At 70.0% G+C, this 17,127-nt stretch carries 12 protein-coding genes; 7 read left to right on the plus strand and 5 right to left on the minus strand.

Annotated features, from left to right (window positions below):
- Position 1 precedes the first annotated feature (1 nt).
- From ACFWMR_RS08990 to ACFWMR_RS09005, 4 genes are all read right to left on the minus strand, one after another.
- On the minus strand, positions 2-2,986 hold the full coding sequence (locus ACFWMR_RS08990) for a family 16 glycoside hydrolase (protein ID WP_378378006.1): 2,985 nt from the start codon (positions 2,984-2,986) through the stop codon (positions 2-4).
- 121 nt (positions 2,987-3,107) lie between these two features.
- The gene (locus ACFWMR_RS08995; protein WP_378378007.1) at positions 3,108-3,662 is read right to left on the minus strand and encodes a TetR/AcrR family transcriptional regulator; all 555 of its coding nucleotides are present in this window, start codon (positions 3,660-3,662) and stop codon (positions 3,108-3,110) included.
- 4 nt (positions 3,663-3,666) lie between these two features.
- Positions 3,667-5,415 carry an ABC transporter ATP-binding protein gene (locus ACFWMR_RS09000; RefSeq protein ID WP_378378008.1) on the minus strand — a complete coding sequence of 583 codons (1,749 nt, stop codon included), beginning with the start codon at positions 5,413-5,415 and terminating at the stop codon, positions 3,667-3,669.
- Positions 5,412-7,124, minus strand: a complete 1,713-nt coding sequence (locus ACFWMR_RS09005) for an ABC transporter ATP-binding protein (RefSeq protein WP_378378009.1) — start codon at positions 7,122-7,124, stop codon at positions 5,412-5,414. Before ACFWMR_RS09005 ends, ACFWMR_RS09000 begins: the two co-directional genes overlap by 4 nt.
- Positions 7,125-7,258: 134 nt before the next feature.
- On the opposite strand from ACFWMR_RS09005, the gene ACFWMR_RS09010 reads away from it, so the two are divergent.
- The 7 genes from ACFWMR_RS09010 to ACFWMR_RS09040 are packed head-to-tail and all read left to right on the plus strand — an operon-like array spanning position 7,259 to position 16,297.
- Positions 7,259-8,080 carry an SMI1/KNR4 family protein gene (locus ACFWMR_RS09010; protein ID WP_378378010.1) on the plus strand — a complete coding sequence of 274 codons (822 nt, stop codon included), beginning with the start codon at positions 7,259-7,261 and terminating at the stop codon, positions 8,078-8,080.
- Between the two features lie 28 nt (positions 8,081-8,108).
- On the plus strand, positions 8,109-9,422 hold the full coding sequence (locus tag ACFWMR_RS09015; RefSeq protein WP_378378011.1) for a hypothetical protein: 1,314 nt from the start codon (positions 8,109-8,111) through the stop codon (positions 9,420-9,422).
- A complete protein-coding gene (locus ACFWMR_RS09020; RefSeq protein WP_378378012.1) occupies positions 9,419-10,474 on the plus strand; it encodes a hypothetical protein in 1,056 nt (351 codons plus the stop codon). The genes ACFWMR_RS09015 and ACFWMR_RS09020 overlap by 4 nt, the downstream gene beginning before the upstream one ends.
- A gap of 1 nt (position 10,475) precedes the next feature.
- Positions 10,476-13,508: a hypothetical protein gene (locus ACFWMR_RS09025; RefSeq protein ID WP_378378013.1), complete on the plus strand. Its 3,033-nt coding sequence runs from the start codon at positions 10,476-10,478 to the stop codon at positions 13,506-13,508.
- 58 nt (positions 13,509-13,566) lie between these two features.
- Positions 13,567-14,094 carry a hypothetical protein gene (locus tag ACFWMR_RS09030; protein WP_378279725.1) on the plus strand — a complete coding sequence of 176 codons (528 nt, stop codon included), beginning with the start codon at positions 13,567-13,569 and terminating at the stop codon, positions 14,092-14,094.
- Between the two features lie 8 nt (positions 14,095-14,102).
- On the plus strand, positions 14,103-14,963 hold the full coding sequence (locus ACFWMR_RS09035; RefSeq protein ID WP_378279727.1) for a DUF3592 domain-containing protein: 861 nt from the start codon (positions 14,103-14,105) through the stop codon (positions 14,961-14,963).
- Positions 14,964-14,983: 20 nt separating this feature from the next.
- A complete protein-coding gene (locus ACFWMR_RS09040) occupies positions 14,984-16,297 on the plus strand; it encodes an MFS transporter (RefSeq protein ID WP_378378014.1) in 1,314 nt (437 codons plus the stop codon).
- Here the strand turns inward: ACFWMR_RS09040 and ACFWMR_RS09045 are convergent.
- Positions 16,290-17,105, minus strand: coding sequence for a hydrolase (locus ACFWMR_RS09045; protein WP_378378015.1), 816 nt, complete (start codon positions 17,103-17,105; stop codon positions 16,290-16,292). The genes ACFWMR_RS09040 and ACFWMR_RS09045 overlap by 8 nt on opposite strands.
- Positions 17,106-17,127: the final 22 nt, after the last annotated feature.

Below are 17,127 nucleotides of genomic sequence, written 5' to 3' on the forward strand. Positions count from 1 at the left end.
CCTAGCCGATCGGTTCGATCCAGATGTTGCGGAACCGCGGGTTCTCGCCGGGATCCCCGTGATCCTGGAGCCGGATCGCGCCGGGCCCGGCGTTCTCCGGGTTGCTGTCGCCGGTACCGCCGTCGATCTCCACGTCGTTGTGGACCACGACACCGTTCCAGACCACGGTCACGCGGGCGTTGTCGGTCTTGTTCCCGGCGCCGTCGAACCGCGCGGCGCGGAAGGTGACGTCGTAGGTCTGCCAGGTGCCGGGCGCTGTCGCCATGTTCCGGTCAGGCGCCCGCTTCGAGTAGATCGCGCCCGCCTCGTTGTTGGCGAGAGTGGTGTCCCCGAACGATTCCAGCACCTGCAGTTCGTAGCGTTCCTGGAGGTAGATCCCGCTGTTCCCCCTCTGCTGCCCGGTGACCTCCGGCGGATAGTTCGGCTCGTTCCACTCGGCGTGCAGCCGGAAATCGCCGAACTGCTGCTTCGTGCGGATGTCGCCGCCGTTCGACTCCATCGCGCCACCGGACACCGGCCAGGTCGCGGCCCCGCCCGCGCGTTTCTCCCAGGCGTTCAGGTCGGTTCCCTTGAACAGCTGGACGCGCTGGGACTCGGTGACCGTGAGGTTGTCGAGGTTGACGTTGCCCCCGTCGCCGGTGTCGTACCGGTAGGAGATCGTGTTCGACCCGGCTTTGAGGTTGAGCGTGTCGGGCTGCGTGTTCCACGTGTCCCAGTTGCCCGTACTGGCGAGCCTGACCTGTTTCACCTTGGCGCCGTTGACGTAGACGGTCACGGATTTGGTCCCGGGAGCGGGATCCGGGCCGTTCGAGTACCGCAGCGCGGCGTTGTAGGCACCGGTCTTGGGCGCGTTCACGGTGAAACTCGTCGCGGCGCCCTGGTTCCAGTAGCCGTCGACGAATCCGGTGCCGGTGTAGCCCTTGTGGTTCGTGTTCGTCGCGGCGCCACCGCTCACCGCGGCCCGCTCGGCCTCGTAGGTCGTGCTCGCCGGCGGCCCGCCGACCAAGGAGTTCAGCGTGTACCAGGCCTCCGTGCTCCACAGCGCCGCACCGGACTCCGAGGCGAACGGCCGCGGGGACCGGACGTGCACGACGTGCCCCGCCTTCAGCCCCGCCACCTGCAGCGTGACCTTCTTGCGGTCGGGCGACAGGCTCGCGGAGGTCACGGACAGGGTCTGCTCGTCGATCTTCGGGCCGCCGTATGCGGGAGTGGGCTGGTAGCGCCACTGCTGTGCCTGGTATTTCGCCGCGAGGTTCTGCGCGGTCGCGGCCGACAGCGGCTGGGTGTATTCGAGTTCGAAGCCGCCGGCGACGGCCCGCATCGCGCGGATGTCGAAAGCGTTGGTGCCGTTGGGCGTCACCTTCTGGAGGCCGTAAGCGAGCTTGCCGGGCTGGCCCCAGTTGCCCCCGCCGTCGATCCCGCCGGTGTAGATCGCGCCGTCGGGTCCGAGGCTGATCCGGCTGACACCCGATTCGAGTCCTTGGGTGAGCCGGAAGACGGCGCCCTGGTACTCGCCGTTGACCTTCTCCAGGAAGGCTCGCTGGAGCCCGCCGTAGGTCACGTCGCCGTACACCATCTGCCCGGCGAAGGGGCCCTGCGAGAGCATGACCATATTGCTCGGCGAGTTCGCGATCTCGTTGTGCGGCAACCACAACACCGGCGCGGTGACCGGCTTCGCGTCGAACGGTCCCGGGGGATTGGTGTAGTGGTTGAAGAAGCGGTCCTGCTTGACCCGCACGAGCTTGTTCGCCGGCAGCCAGCCGCCCTGGTTGTCCGTGACGAAGACGTCGCCTTCCGGTCCCCAGCCGATGCCGTGCGGCGTGCGCAGCCCACCGGCGATGTAGGACACCTTCCCGGTGGCCTTCTCGACCTTGATCGTGGTCCCGCGGTTCGCGGCGGGCTGCGGATCGGTCGTGGCGCCGCCGTAGTTGATGGCCACGGAAAGGTTGGCGTAGAAGAAACCGTCCTTGTACAGCAGGCCGAACGCGAACTCGTGGAAGTTGCCGCCGAACGGCCAGGTGGCGACGGTGCGGTAGTCGTCGGTCACGCCGTCGCCGTTGGTGTCGTTCAGTTCGACGAGCCGCGTCTTCTCCGACACGTACAGCTTGCCGTCGACGTACTTGACGCCCATCGGTTCCTTCAGCCCGCTGGCGACGCGCTTGGTCCGGACCTTGCTCGGGTCGGTGTTCCCGCTGACGTTGCTCAGCAGGTGGACCTCGCCGAGGACCTTGTCGGAGCCGCCCCAGGTGGCGATGGCGAGCCGCCCGTCGGGCAGCCAGTCCATCCCGGTGACCTGCGGCTGGAACCCGTCGGGACGCAGGTTCGTCAGCGTGAAGCCGGGGTGCACGGCGTTCAGCGGCAGGCCGTCACCGGGCGAGTCGGCGGCGCCCTCGCACTCCTTGCGTCCCGGCGAAGTCACCCGGACGACGTCGGCGTCGGTGCTGAGCACCGAATTCGGCACGAGCGCGAAGTCGCCCGCGCCCGGTGGCCGCCATTCGAGGGTGACCTGCTGGTCGTTGGTGTTGTCGAAATGGTCGATCCGCAGCGCGTGGTAGCCGGTGCTCAGCTGGACCGAGCCGGTCGCCGGTGTCGCTCCGTGCAGGCCGTCGTGGTTGATCACCGTCTGGCCGTCGACGCTGAGCCGGGAGCCGTCGTCACTGGTGAGCCGGAATTCGTACTGGCCCGCTGTGGCGATGTTGATGTTCCCGATGACCTCGGAGACGAACCGCTCTTCGAGCCCGAAGTCGGCGGTGCTCGTCCAATTGATCGTCGGCATGAGCTTGTCGACGTTGGGGGTCTGGCCGGTCTTGATCGCGCAGAGCTTGGTGATCTCGCGCTGCAGGTCGTACGTGCGGAGCGTGACACCGGGTTGCTGGGGTGGGACGGCCGCTGCGGCCGGAGCCGTCACCAGCCCTGACAGGCCCGTGACCAGCGCCAACGAGACGATTATGGACCGGTTGAAGCGCTTGCGGACAGACGGAAGCATCGTTGCCCCTCGGGTCGGCGGCGGAGCACCTCTGTGACGCCGCTGAACCTAAGAGGACTTTCGTATGAAGTCAACGAAAGTATGTACAACTCGGACGAAAGTTACCCCGAACGGTCGCGCGTCAGCCCAGTACCGAAACCACGAGCCGGTCCAGCCCCGCCAGCAACCGATCACTCATTTCGGGCGCGTGCACGATGTACTCGGTCACCCCGTGCATCGCCGAGTACAAGATCAATGCCGTCGCTTCCGGGTCCGGGGGAGGCGAATCCAGCGCCGCGAGGAACTCGGAGAACGTGTCGACGACCGTGTTCGGCGTGTCCCGCTCGCCCCGCGCCGTGGGGTGGAAGAGGACGTCGTGGAGGCGGATGTCCCGGAGGTACTCCGTGACACCCGCCCGCATCCACGCCCGCACTCCGGCGACCCCGCCTTCCGAACGTGCGGCGGCGAGCTGGACGTCGGCGAACCGCCGTACGTAGCGGTCTCGCAGCGCGTCCAGCAGATCTCCCTTGCTCGTGAAGTGGAGATAGAAGGTGCCCTTCGCGACGCCCGCCCCCGTGGTGACGTCTTCGACGGTGAACCGTTCGGCTCCCTGTTTCTGGACCAGTTCCTCGGTCGCGTCGAGCAGATCCGTCCGGCGCTCGTCCGAGGGTTTGGTCCTGGGTGCCGTGCTCTTCATGCCCTCAGCTTAGGACGACGCCGTCACGCTGAGCCGCGATGAGCCGGGCGTAGCGACCGCTTCGGGCCAAGAGCTCCTCGTGGGTGCCGGTTTCGGCGACGGTGCCCGCGTCGAGGACGACGATGCGGTCGGCGTCGCGGATCGTGGACAGCCGGTGCGCGATGATGATCGTGGTGTGCCCGCGCCGCAGATTCCGCAGCGCCGCCTGGATGTCCCGTTCGTTCTCGGTGTCGAGGTTCGACGCGGCCTCGTCCATGACCAGCACCGATGCCGGGGAGACCAGCGCGCGGGCGATGGCGAGGCGCTGACGCTGGCCGCCGGAAAGCCGCAGCCCGCGCTCACCCGCCTTCGTGTCGTATCCCTCGGGCAGCGCTTCGATGAAGCCGTGAGCGTTGGCGGCGCGTGCGGCGGCTTCGAGTTCGTCGAGGGTCGCGCCGGGGCGTCCGAGCCGGAGATTGTCGGCGATGGTGGCGTCGAACAAGTAGACGTCCTGGGGGATGACGGTGATCTGCTCCCGCAGTCCCGCCAGCGGGAAATCCCGCAGATCATGGCCGCCGAGGGTGACGGCGCCTCGTTCGACGTCCCAGAACCGCAGCAGCAGATTGACGCAGGTCGACTTGCCGGCGCCGGAATGCCCGACGATCGCGACCGTCGAGCCGGCGGGAACGTCGAAGGAGACGTCGTCGAGAACGGGACGACCGGGTTCGTAGGAGAACGACACGTGGTCGAAGCGCACGGAGGGGGAGTCCACCCGCGGTGTGCCGGTCGCGGAGTCGGGAACCTGGGCGGGCTGGTCGATCAGCTCCACCACCCGGCGGGCACTGGCGCGCAAGGGCGAAAGCTGTCCCGCCATCTCGACCACTTCGGTGACCGGGCGGACCGCGGCGATGACGAGCCCGACCGCGACGGTGGCGGTCGCGAGCGAGATCCCGCCCGACGCGCTCAGGACGACCGCCGTGATCAGCACGGTGATCGTGGTGGCCGAGGAAAGCAGATCGGTCACACCGTTCTGGAAGCCCACCGCGCGTCCGTGCGCGAGCTGGTGGCGCCGGATCGCCGACGTGCGTTCGGTGAGTTTCGCCTGCCACGCGTCGATCCGCCGGAAGGCCAGCAACTCGCGGATTCCCTGCACGCCGTCGACGACGTCACCGTTGAGTCCGCCGATCTCCTCGCGAAGCCGCTGCCCGTCGCGTTCGGTCCGGCGCGCCACGATGATCGGCACCAGGCTGGTGAGCAGCATGCCGATTCCCGCCGCGGCCGCGAGCCGGACGTCGATCACGGCCAGCGCGGCGACACTCGCCACGCCGATGGTCACCGCGTTGAGGACACCGGGGAGCAGATGCGCGAAGAACAGTTCGAGCTGTTCGATGTCACCCATCGCGACTGCCGCGACCTCGCCGGTGCGCCTTCCCTGCAACTCCCGGGGAGCGCTGCGTTCCAGTCCGTCGTAGAGCGCCAGCCGCAAACCGGCCTGGTAACGGAAGGCGAAGGCGTGCCCGAACTGCGCGGCCGCCCAAGTCCCGGCACCCGCGACGACCACGGCGACGCCGAGCACGATCAGGCCGGGGGAAAGGTCGCCGGGATCGGCGCCGGTCACGGCGGTCGCGATCAGCCAGGCCCCGGCGGCCGCGGCGACGACGGCGCCGGCGTGCTGGGCGACGCCGCCGATCAGGGCGAGGACCAAGGCGGCTTTCCCTTGCCGTGCCCGGTTCAGCGTCGTGCGAAGCGGGGCCTGGACGACGGTGGTGTTCATGAGGCTCCTTGTGCGGAAAGAAGATCGGCGTACCGCCCGGACCGGGCGAGGAGTTCGTCGTGGGTTCCCGTTTCGCGGACCACCCCCGAGTCGAGCACGACGATGCGGTCCGCGTCGCGCACGGTGGAAAGCCGATGCGCGATCACCAGCGTCGTGCGGTCCTTGGTCAGCCGGGCGAGTGCCGCCTGGATCGACGCCTCGGTGGCGGCGTCGACGCTGGCGGTGGCCTCGTCCAGCACCAGGATCGGGGCGTCCAGCAGGACCGCCCGGGCGATCGCGACCCGTTGCCGCTGCCCGCCGGAGAGCAGCAGCCCGCGTTCCCCGACCTCGGTGGCGTATCCGTCCGGCAGCCCGGTGACGAAATCGTGGATGTCGGCGACTCGGGCGGCGGCGGTGATCTGCTCGTCGGAGGCGCCCGGCCGCGCGAGGGCGATGTTGTCCCGGATGGTGCCACCGAACAGATGGGTGTCCTGCGCGACGAGCCCGATCATCGACCGGATCTGGTCGAGTGGCAGGTCGCGCAGATCGTGTCCGCCCAGCGTCACTCGCCCGGCACCGGGATCCGCGAACCGTTGCAGCAACGCGACCAGGGTGGATTTCCCGGCACCCGAAGGGCCGACGACCGCGACCGTCTCTCCCGGCGAGAGGCGCAGGGTGAGTCCACTGAGGACGGTCTCGTCCGCCGTGTAGGCGAAGGTCACGTCTTCGAAGCCGATCGACGCGGTCAGGCCTTCGGCCGGAACGACCCCCGGACGTTCCGGAGCGGGTGGCCGCCGGTCGAACAGCTTGTGCAGCACGTCGGCCGCGCTCGCGGCGTCGTAGCTGGCGTGGAACGACGTGGCCAGCACGCCGACCGCCCGCAGCGCTTCGCCGGAGAGCACCAGGACGACGAACAGCGCCCCGACGTCCAGTGATCCGCCCGCCGCCCGGACCGACGCGACAGCGACCGTCACCGCGACCCCGCCGACGATCGCCAGGGTGTAGATCATCTGCGCGACCAGCGCGACCGCCATCACCCGGTTCCATCCGGTGATCAGCTTGTCCGAAACGAGCGCGAGTTCCTCGCGACGCCGTCCCGCCGCGCCGAACGCCTTGAGCGTGACGAGCCCCTGCAAGGTGTCCAGTACGGTCGCGCCCATCCCGAGATACGCGGTCATCAGCTCGTCGCCGCGGCGCTTCAGCATCCGGGACCACAGTTTGGGCAGGAGCAGCGCGGCGACGACGAACGCCGCCACGATCACCGCGGACCACGGGTCGTATCCCACCAGGATCGCCAGCACGATCAGTGGTGTCACCGCGACCGCGACGAGCGAGGGCACGTAGCGGGCGTAGTAGGCCTCCAGTGATTCGATGCCCTCGACGAGCGCGCCTTTCAGCTCGCCGGTGCGTTCACCGGACGTGTGCCCTGGGCCGAGTTCGGCCAGCTTCGCGAACGCCCGGGTCCTCAGTTCCTGTTTGGTCGCGGCCGCGGTGAGCTGTCCGACGATCTCCGCCAGCCACGTCAGCCCGAAACGGAGCAGAGCGGTCGCCGCGACTCCGGCCAGCGGGCCGATCTGCTCGCCGATCCCGTGTCCGGTCAGCATCTGCTCCAGTACCCGGGCGAGCAGCAGTCCTTGGCCGAGATAGGTACAGGTCACCGCGACGCGCAGGAGAACGCCGGCCACGAGATAGCGGCGGACTCCGGTCGCCAGCGTCATGATGCGTCCCACCGGCACCCCCTTCAATAGTCGAGTTAGGGTTACCTTAGGGCGACTGACCGACGGTCAGTCAATAGCAATGCCAGTGACGTGGGTCACTTGTCATGCGGGGAAGGTGGGTCGCCTGCACGCCATAAGCTCGTTGCGTGGGCACCCTTGAAGACCTGATCCAGCTGATACCGCCGCCGGGGGAGCCGGTCGATCCCGGCGGGGATTGGCAGTCGGCCGAGAAAGAGCTCGGGCTCGTACTGCCGCCCGAATTCAAAGCGCTCGCCGCGCGCTATGGAGCGGGAAACTTCGACGACCTCTCGCTGCTGAGTCCCGGCGAGCTGGTCGTGAGCGCGCGCGATCTCCTCGGAACGGCAGGGGCGTTCCGTGACGACTGCCCGGAAATGGTGCCCTTCGCGCTGTGGCCCGAGCCCAGTGGTGTGCTGGAGTGGGCCCGGACCGGCAACGGGGACTCACTGTGCTGGCTCACCGAAGGCGAACCCGAAGACTGGACGACCGTGGTCTGGAACCCCCGGGCCGGTTCAGGCCGCTACCCCCTGGGCGCGGTGGCCTTCCTCTGCGCCTACTTCGGCGGGCGGCTCGACGTTCAGTTGCTCGGTCCGCCGCCGCCGGAGCCGTGGTTCGATTCTCGCCGCGCCAGGTCCCATGTGTACGTCAAGCTTTCCGCGGGCGAGCTGCCCTACGAGCAACGCCTCGGAATCCTTCGCGACACCCTGAGTCCCACCGCGGACCGCGGATTTCACGACGAGGGTGAAGGCAACCGCCAGTACCACTTCAAGGCTGGCGACCGAGACTGGTTGCTGACCTACGAAGACTGCTACGGACACCAGATCCGGGTCGCGTTCCCGCCGGAAGACGACGGCGAGGCGCGTGCGGTGGTCCTCGGCGCCGCGGAGGCGATGGGGTGTCAGGTGCTCAGAGTCATGACGATCGAAGGCAAACCCGCCTGGCTCGGATAGAGTCGTGATCAGCGCGAGGGGAGGGCGAGTGACGACGGGATCGAGCGAGCCCCGCCTGCGTTCGGCCGTCCTCACTCGGGCTTGGGAGCGCATCGACGGCGTCGAGGTCTTGTCGTCGGCCGACGGCGGACCGCTGACCCGGACGATCAAGAAGATCATCGACCCGCTGGTGATCCGCACGGCGGCGCGTCCGCGGCTCGGTCGCCCCGTGCTGGACGCGATCGCGGCGGCGGAAGTGACGGAACTGCTCCTGGCCGACGCGGACAGGCTGCGCGCGACGGCCGCGTGGTTCACCCATCTCAAGCGACAGCGCCGGGCCTTGCGCATCACGGCGGGCAACGTCCAGGACGTCTGCTTCCCGCTGGCGTACGAGCTGGCGACAGGCTTCGGCCCACCCGGGCCGGAGGCGGCCGAGACGGCGTCGGCGGCGTTGCGCGATCTGCACGGCGAGGGCGGGACGGCGGGCGTCGATCAGCTCGCCGGGTACCTCGCGGATCCCCGGATCTCGGCGGACCTCACCCGGGAACTGGAGCGCCGCTGGCACGCCGAGACCGCCCCGGATCAGGACATCGCGCTGCTGAAGTCCTTTGTGGACGAACTTTCCGACCCGGCCTGGCGCGCACTCGCCGGTTCGGCCGCCGGACACGCTTTCGGGCTCGCGCTGCGGCAACCGGACGGCGCCCGCGCCTTGAACAAGACCGTCCAGGAGATCTCCGGGCTGCCCGCGCCGGATCTCGGTCTCCAGCGCGGCGATCGCACCGCCGTCCCGCCGCTGAACCGGCGCGACGAGTCCGGCGCCGAACTCCTCGAACGCAGCGTCGAACGGCGGGTGCGCGCGACCCTGCGCCGTCTTCCCCCGGACGAACGAGCTCCGGTCGCCGACCTCGTCGACGACGAGCTGGCCCGCGCGGCCGCCGGATTCGGGCTGAGCGTGCCCGCCCTGGCCGCGTGCTTCGCGCTCGGTGTCGTCCTCGCGCCCGCGCTGCGGCCACTCGACGGCGCCGCTCCCGCGGGCGTGCCCGAATTCGCGCGACAACTCAACGCCCAGGTCGCGCGGGAGGGCTACGTCCTGCACGCCCGTCGCGCGCTGGCCGCCGCCACGCCGCTCACCCCGAGGCCCGACGCCGAACTCCTGCGCGATCTTCGCGAGTTCGCCAAGCAGTTCCTCAGCAGGTTGTGGGTCCGGCTGCACGGCTTCGACGTCCGAGGCGACCTGCCCGCCGACGCCGCCGACGTCCGCGACCTGGTCACCGGTGTGGTCCGCTCCACCTCGCTGGATCTGCGGACGAAGGTGCGCCGCGCGCTCGTGGCCCGGCTGCCGCGTCTGGAGGCCGTGTCGTGACGCATCCGGTGCACACGCCCGTGGTCGCGGCGGACGGCGGCCTGATCCGGTTCACACTCGCCGATCTGCTCGTCAGCCGGGCCACGTCGATGCGGCTCGAACTCAGCGACGGCGGGGCCGCGGAACCGTGGCTGACCCGGCTCGTGGGTGCGGAGACCAGCCTCGCCGTGCTCCGCCAAGGCCAAGCCGATCTGCCCGCCGGCCCGGAATTGGGCAGGCTCGCTTTGCTGCTCTGGCTGCGTCGCTGGTGGCCCGCGAGCCCGTCGCTCGGGGTGCCCTCACTCGACCCGGCGTTGCTGGACCTCGAAACGGCGGTCGCGACAGCCGACGTGGAGGACCTGGCCGAAGGTCTCCTCGACGGTTTCGAAGCTTCCCCGGCCGAGTTGTTCGACACGGCGATCGCGGACGGTGCCCTTCTCGCCGCCGCGCCGCCGGTCGCGGGCGAAGTCCGCGGACTGTGCGCACGCCTCGCGGCCTGGTTCGACGACCAGGACGACGTCGTGCGAGCCGAAGCCGCGGCGGAAGTGTCGGCACGGTTGGAAAACGCGGCGCCGGGTCAGCGCGCGTACGCACTGGCGGCGGGCACCGATCCGGTCATGACCGGTGAAGGCGTACTGGCGAGCGGACGGGCGAGCGTCGACTGGGCACGGGTGCCACCGGGGATCCTGGACGCCGCCGAAGACACGGTGACCTGGCGGATCGTCGCGGCCGCGGCAGCCACCCGGCTCGAAGTCGAGGTAGCGGGCGCGTTCGCCGACGCGGCCATCACCGCGGTCGCGGCCCGCGACGGTGAGCCGTTCGCGGAAGTGCCGTTGTCCTTGGGTGCGGGGCGATTCACCGGTACGGCCGACCTGGACGACGCCGCGACCAGGCTCGCCGCCGACGTCCACAGTGGACGGATCACGCTCGTCGTGGGCGTCGCGGGCGAAGGTGTCGCCGGGACCACCGCCGAAGACCGGGCTCAGGTGGTCGCGCTCGTACGGGCACGGCCGCCGGAGGCCAGGACGCTCGCCGAACGGGCGGCGGCCGCCGCGGACGACGAGGAGTTCTGACGTGCTCGTCGGCATGCCGCCGCCCCAAAACCCGCCGGACCGCCCGCTCCCGCCCGAATTGAGTGCCGCGACGTCGCATGGCTACAACTGCCGCTGTGTCGCGAAGCATTTCGGCCTCGACCCGGCCGCGTACGGCGAAGTGCCGGCGTGCTCGCTCTCCGAGAGCAAGTACCGCAAGCTGCTCGTCGAAGCCGCCAAGGTCCAGGACCAGGCCAAACAGCTCGCCGCGGTGCGGAACGTCGCCGGCGCGCACCGGAAGTACGCCCGGATGCGCGAGATCGCGCAGCGGCTCGACCGGACCGATCTCGAACTCGCCGCGGTCAGCGATCTGGCCACGGTCTGCTATTCCGCGGGCGACCTGCGCAACGCGCGGCAATGCGCGGAGGCCGTGCTCCACGTCTTCAAGGTGAGCACGGCCGCCATCGTCCACTTCGGTCAGTACGCCGAGGTGCGGATGATCGAAGGCTCCCGGGAGGTCGCCGATCGCGTGCTCATCTCCCTGGCCACCGAAGAAGGGGACGTCGCCAAGGCGCGCGAGCTGATCGCGGGGCAGCGCAGCCGGGCGGCGTTCCGCAAGGACGCGGGGCCGGACCAGTATCCGCCCGAATTGCTCGACGTCCACGGTTGCGACGAGATGGAACTGCGGATCCTCGACGTGCGCGTCCAGATCGCCGCCGGGGATCTGGCGGGTGCGCGGGTCGCGCTCGAGGAGATCCTGGCCGGGCTGGAGGCCCTCGCGGAGATCGACGAGGTCCGCGAGCGGGCCGTCCAGCAGCAGGCCATGGCCAGGGCCGAACGTGCCCGGATCCGCCACGCGGGCGGCGAGGACGCGGACGCGCGGGCCGATCTGCTGAGGCTGAGCGCGCAGCACGAGGGCGGCCCACTGGCCGCGAAGACGGGTATCGGCCTGGCGAAGGCCCGCGCCCTGGCGGGTGACTTCCCCGGCGCGGTCGCCGCGATCGTCGCCGCCCGCGACGAACTCGCGGCGGCGGGTCTGACCGGCGACGTCGCGGAAGCGAGCTTCGCGCTGGGCACGTTGCTGCTGTACACGGGCGACGTCGCGCAGGCCAGGGAACAGTTCGAGCACGCGAAAACGATCCGGACGTCCAATGACGACGTTCCGGGTCTGCGCCTCGTCGACACCGCACTGGCCCGCTGCGCCGCGGCGGAAGGCGACTGGGCGACGGCTGAGGACTTCGCGACCCGCGCGCGGGAATCGGCGCGGGAGTCGGGGGACTGGTCGGACCTCCTGCACACGGATTTCGTCGCGGCTTCCATCGGTTTCGCTCGCGGGAACGATCCTCGGGCGGTGCTGGACCTGATGCTCCCGCTGACGCTCGCGGCGGCGGAGTACCGGTTCGAGTTCGTCTCGCCGGAGGCGCGCACGGCGTGGGCGCGGGACATCGCGGCTCCGACGATGGGGATGGCATTGGCGCTGCTCGCGCAGCTTCAGGAGCCGAGGCTGGCGGCGGAACTGATCGAGCGCACCTGCGCCGTCGGCGCGTACACGGGAGTCGAGGGGCCGTCGCTCGGCCTGACCGGGACACTGCCCTCCCTCGAAGTCATCCCGTCCACTGAGGACGATCGGCTTCCATTGGCGGCCTTGGGTTCCGTCACCTCGTCGCTTCCGCTTCGGCTCGCCCCGCCGCCCGCCCTGCGCTGGTCTCCGTCCTCGCCGATGGAGCTGGACCGCTGGCACCGCCTCGCCACCGAGCGGTATCGCCTGCCGCGGCTCGCCGCCGGAACCGTCGAGACGTGGCCCGCCGCCCGGTCGGGGAGGGAGACCTTCATCCTGCGTTTCGCCGACGCCGGGCACACGTTCCTCAGCTGGCGGACCACCGGGGACCTCGACACCGTCCACACGCATCCGATCGACTTCGCGCTGGTCGGGACCGCCCGTCAGTTCCTGGACGCCGCCTCCCCGACACCGCACGAGGGCGAGAGCGTGGCCGACGCCGTCCGGCGCTCGCTGGGCGAAGACGCGTTCGGCGGCTTCGCCGGTGAGCAACGCCTGGCCCGCGTCCTCGCCCTCAATCTCCTGCCCGCCGACCTGGTCGAGGCGCTCCGTCGTGCCGCCGCCGACGGGAACCGCCCGCTCCTGCGGATCCAGCCGTCGCCCAGCCTCGCCGGTGTCCCGTGGGGACTGCTGGCGCTGCCCGACCGGCGGGCCGATCACGTACTCGAACTCGACGAGATCGGCACCTGTTTCGACGGCGACGAGCGCGTCCTCGACGTCGCCGACGTCTCTCTGCTCGCCCCGGCCGCGATCCCGCGTCGTCCGCCCGGCGCGGACGGCCCGCCGGTCTACCTGCTCGACCCGCGAATCCCCGGACAGAGCGCCTTCGGGGAGCTGGGTTCCGTCCTCGGCAAGCAGGACGCGACGTCGCCGCTGATCCGTCATCTGGACGCGAGGCTCGCCGACGGCCCGGTCCTGCCCGCCGTCGCCCGGGGGCTCGACCTGGTCCGCCGCACCGACACCGACCGGGCCCTGCTCGCCGAACTCCTGTCGCGGCCCTGCTCCCGGCTGGTGTTCGTGGGACACGTCAGCCGCGTGCGCGACGAGTACGGCGCGCAGACCGCGCTGCACCTGTCCTGTTCGGCCGACCTCCCCGGCACGGCCCAGCCGATCGGACCGCACCGGCCGTTCACCGCCGCCGACCTCGCACTGTCCGAAGTGGACGCCATGCCCGCGCGGGTGGCGCTGATCGGCTGCGCCAGCGCGGGCGATTTCGGCCTGGCCGAACCGTTCGGTGTACTGCTCGCCGCCGTCGCGGCCGGAGCGGGGCTGGTCGCCGCCACGGTCTGGGCGCTGCCGACGTCGGCCGCCGTGCCCGGTTCGGATCCGATGTCCGAACTGGTCATCGCCGTCGACACCGCGCTCGCCGGTGAGGATCCGGTCGGCGAGCTGTGCGCGTGGCAGCGTTCCCGGCTCGCCCGCTGGCGCGAGAAGCCGGAACTGGCGAACTCGCCGGTGTTCTGGGCGCCCCTGACCTGCCTCGACGCGACCGACGACGCGAAAACCTGGGTTCGGTAGCAGAGCGGCCCGCTGAAGCTGTGTCCAGCGAGAACGACACGGCGAAAGGCGGCACCCGATGTTCAAGAAGATCCGCGACAAGATCAACGACGCGACGCAGCAGGGCATGGCGCGCGGGCAGCAGGACTTCCAGCGGCACGCCGAGCAGTTCCGGCAGGCCGCCGCCGCGCAGGGGCACGACATCACCCCGCAGCTGCCGACGCCGCAGCTGGCCGCGCAGGCCTTCCGGGGCCTCAACGCCGATCCGGACATGGCGGAGTTCATGGCGCTGCCGATGGACGAGCAGCTGCGCCAGCAGCAGGAACTCCAGGCCTACGGAACCGAGCTGCGCCGGCTCTACGACACCTGCGAGCCCGCGACCCTGGTGATCCGCGGGCTGGAGCCGACCGGCCGGAAGATCGCCGGACAGGCGCAGTACACCGCGACGCTCGAGGTCACCCGCGCCGACGGCACCACCTACCGGACGGTGACCTCGCTGATCACGCCGCTGGCGACGATCCAGCAGTACGCGCCCGGCACCCGCCACGAGGCCCGCGTCGACCCCGCCGACCCGGCGAAGGTCGCCGTGTTCGGGCCGATCGGTTAGGGGCGGTCATGTTCGGGTCCTTCGAGTTCGGCCTGCCGGAGAACCCCCGGCAGGCCCGCCGCCCCGGCCTGCGCATGTGGCTGCTCGGCGTGCCGACGACGCTCGCCTGGGCGGTCACCGGCTGGTCGGGCGCGCTCGGGCTGCTGGACGGCTTCCGGTTGATGTCGCTGAACCGCGTCGACGCGTGGGGGGCCGACGCGGGCCCGGCGGTTTCCCTCGTCCTGCTCTTCAGCGTCGCGATCACGATCGCTTCGTCGCTCGGGTTCGCGATGCTGTGGAGCGGTGGGATGTCGCTGCGCGGGATGGGCGTCGGCTTCCGGGCGAGCAGCCTGGCCGCGTCGCTCGGCATCGCGCTGGGCAGCGGCGTCGCGATTCCGTCGTGGACACCGCCCGAATCGGTGGGGAAGCGGCTGCCGTTCGGTGACGGCGCGGCGGAACCGTGGACCGACGTCGACTGGATCGTCTACTACGAGCCGTATCTCGTGCCCGCGGTGGCCGGGGTGACCGCGCTGGTCATGATCATGGTGCTGGGGCGGGCGTTCGTCAGCAAGGCGGAGGCGGACGACCGCGCGCAGGCGCTGGCCCAGACCGGCGTCCAGGTGATGGGGCAGGTCGTCGGCGTCGAGTTCACGAACGTCTGGGTGATGGGGAATCCGCGGTTCACCGTGCAGGTCCGGTTCCCCACGGAAACAGGGGAGCGGACGGTCGTCGCGACGATGATCACCGCGCCGCTGCAGGCCCCGGCCCGCGGTTCGACGGTGAAGGTCACCTACGACCCGCGCGACCCCGACGTGGTCCAAGTGGATCCCGATCCCGCTGATCGGGCCGCCGGTGGCAACCTCGGTGCCTTCCTGCCACCACTGTTCTGACCCCCTCTACACTCCCGCGGATGGACGAACAGACGGCAGAGGTGTCCACCGCGCAAGCGGTCCGTAAAGCGATGATCCGGCTGGTCCCGTTCCTCGGGCTGCTTTATCTGCTCAACTATCTCGACCGGGTCAACGTCGGGTTCGCGGCGCTCACCATGAACGCCGATCTCGGCATCAGTTCGGCCGCCTACGGGCTCGGCGCCGGCCTGTTCTTCGTCGGGTACTTCTTCTTCGAGGTGCCCAGCAACGTCATTCTGCACAAGGTCGGCGCCCGGATCTGGATCGCGCGGATCATGGTCACCTGGGGCATCGTCGCCTCGGCCACCGCGTTCATCCAGGGCGAGGTCAGCTTCTACATCGTCCGGGTGCTGCTCGGGATCGCCGAGGCCGGGTTCTTCCCCGGCATCATCCTGTACCTGACCTACTGGTTCCCGCGGAAGGTGCGGGCCAAGATCGTCGCGCTGTTCTTCCTCGCGGTGCCGCTCTCCTCGGTCCTCGGCAGCCCGATCTCCGCTCTGCTCATCCAGAACGGCGAGGGCGTCCTCGGTTTCGACGCGGGCTGGCGCTTCATGTTCTTCGCCGAAGGCGTGCCTTCGATCCTGCTCGGTGTCGCGGTGTTCTTCCTGCTGCCGAACAAGCCGAAGGACGCGAAGTGGCTGTCGCCGGGGCAGCGCACGGCGTTGCAGTCGACCCTGGACTCGGAAGACACCGCCACGGTCGCCCACGAGGTGAGCACGCGATCGGCGCTGACCGACCCGCGCGTACTCGCGCTGAGCGCCGTCTACTTCGGAATCATCTTCGGCCTCTACGTCCTCGCGTTCTTCCTCCCGCAGGTGATCAAGGGCTTCCAGCAGCAGTTCCAGACCACTTACAGCATCGTCGAGATCGGGCTGATCACGGCGGTTCCGTATGCGATCGCCGCCGTCGCCATGGTGCTGTGGGCCCGGCATTCGGACCGCACCGGCGAACGCGCCGGGCACGTCGCCATCGCCGCGTTCGTCGGCGCGGTCTCGATCGCGGCCGCGCTGTACATGGGATCGCCGTTCCTGGTGATGGCCGCGGTGACCCTCTGCGCGGTCGGCGTCTTCACCGCCGTCCCGGTGTTCTGGCAGCTGCCCAACGCGTTCCTCACCGGCGTCGGCGCCGCCGCCGGCATCGGCCTGATCAACTCGTTCGGCAACCTTTCGGGTTTCGTCGGCCCCTATCTCGTGGGCTGGCTGCAAGGACTGACCGGCAGCTTCCGTCCCGGCATGTGGTCCGTCGCGTTCTTCATGGCGATGGCCGGCGTCATCGCGTTGTTCTTCCGCCGCAAGGAGAAGAACGCCGTCAAGTGAGATGGTCGAAGTCGCCGCTGACCCACCGGATGTGGGTCTCGGCGCTTCGGCGCACCACCGCGCGGGCGTCCTTGTCGATGGTGTCGCCGCCGAGGGTGTAGAGCCGGTCGTAGGGGAAGTCGTCCAGCCGGTCGACGATGCGGCGGACCACGGCCGCGGACATCGGGATGTGCTTGGGGAAGTTGCGCTGGAACGACACCCAGTCCGGCGCGAGCCCGCCGGTGATCGTGTCGCCCGCCAGGATGCTGCCGTCCGGCGTCCTGGCCACGGCGCTGCCGCGCATATGCCCGCCGAGCCGCACGAGTTCGAGTCCCGGCAAGGGTTCGGCGTGCTCGTCCCAGAACTCGAACGCCGGATCGGGTGCGGGCAGCCATTCGCGATTGCGTTCGTTGACCAGCACCGGGACCCCGCCCAGCGCGCGGCTCCAGCTCAGCTGCGCGCCGAACATGTGCGGATGGCTGGTGGCGATCGCGGTGACGTCGCCGAGACCGCGCACGACGTCGAGCACTTCGGTGTCCGACCAGGACGGCGGATCCCACAACAGGGCCCCGGCCGGGGTCACCGCGACGAACGACCAGTGCCCGATCGCGAAATGCGGCTCCCGTTTGACGCTGTGCAGGCCGCGGCCGTGATCGCGGTGCAGTGTCTTGTGCGGCGCGGAGATCAGTTCCTCGTGCGTCCACCAGCGTCCGGTGTGCGCGCCGAGGTCACCGGCTTCCTCGATGCCGACCTCACCCCGGTCGAGGACGCATCGGGGAGGTTCCGGGCTCGCCGGATGTTCGATACCGCACCTGTCGCAGATCCACATGATCGACAGCTTGTTACCTCCA

Source organism: Amycolatopsis thailandensis (assembly GCF_042723255.1).
Classification (GTDB): domain Bacteria; phylum Actinomycetota; class Actinomycetes; order Mycobacteriales; family Pseudonocardiaceae; genus Amycolatopsis; species Amycolatopsis thailandensis.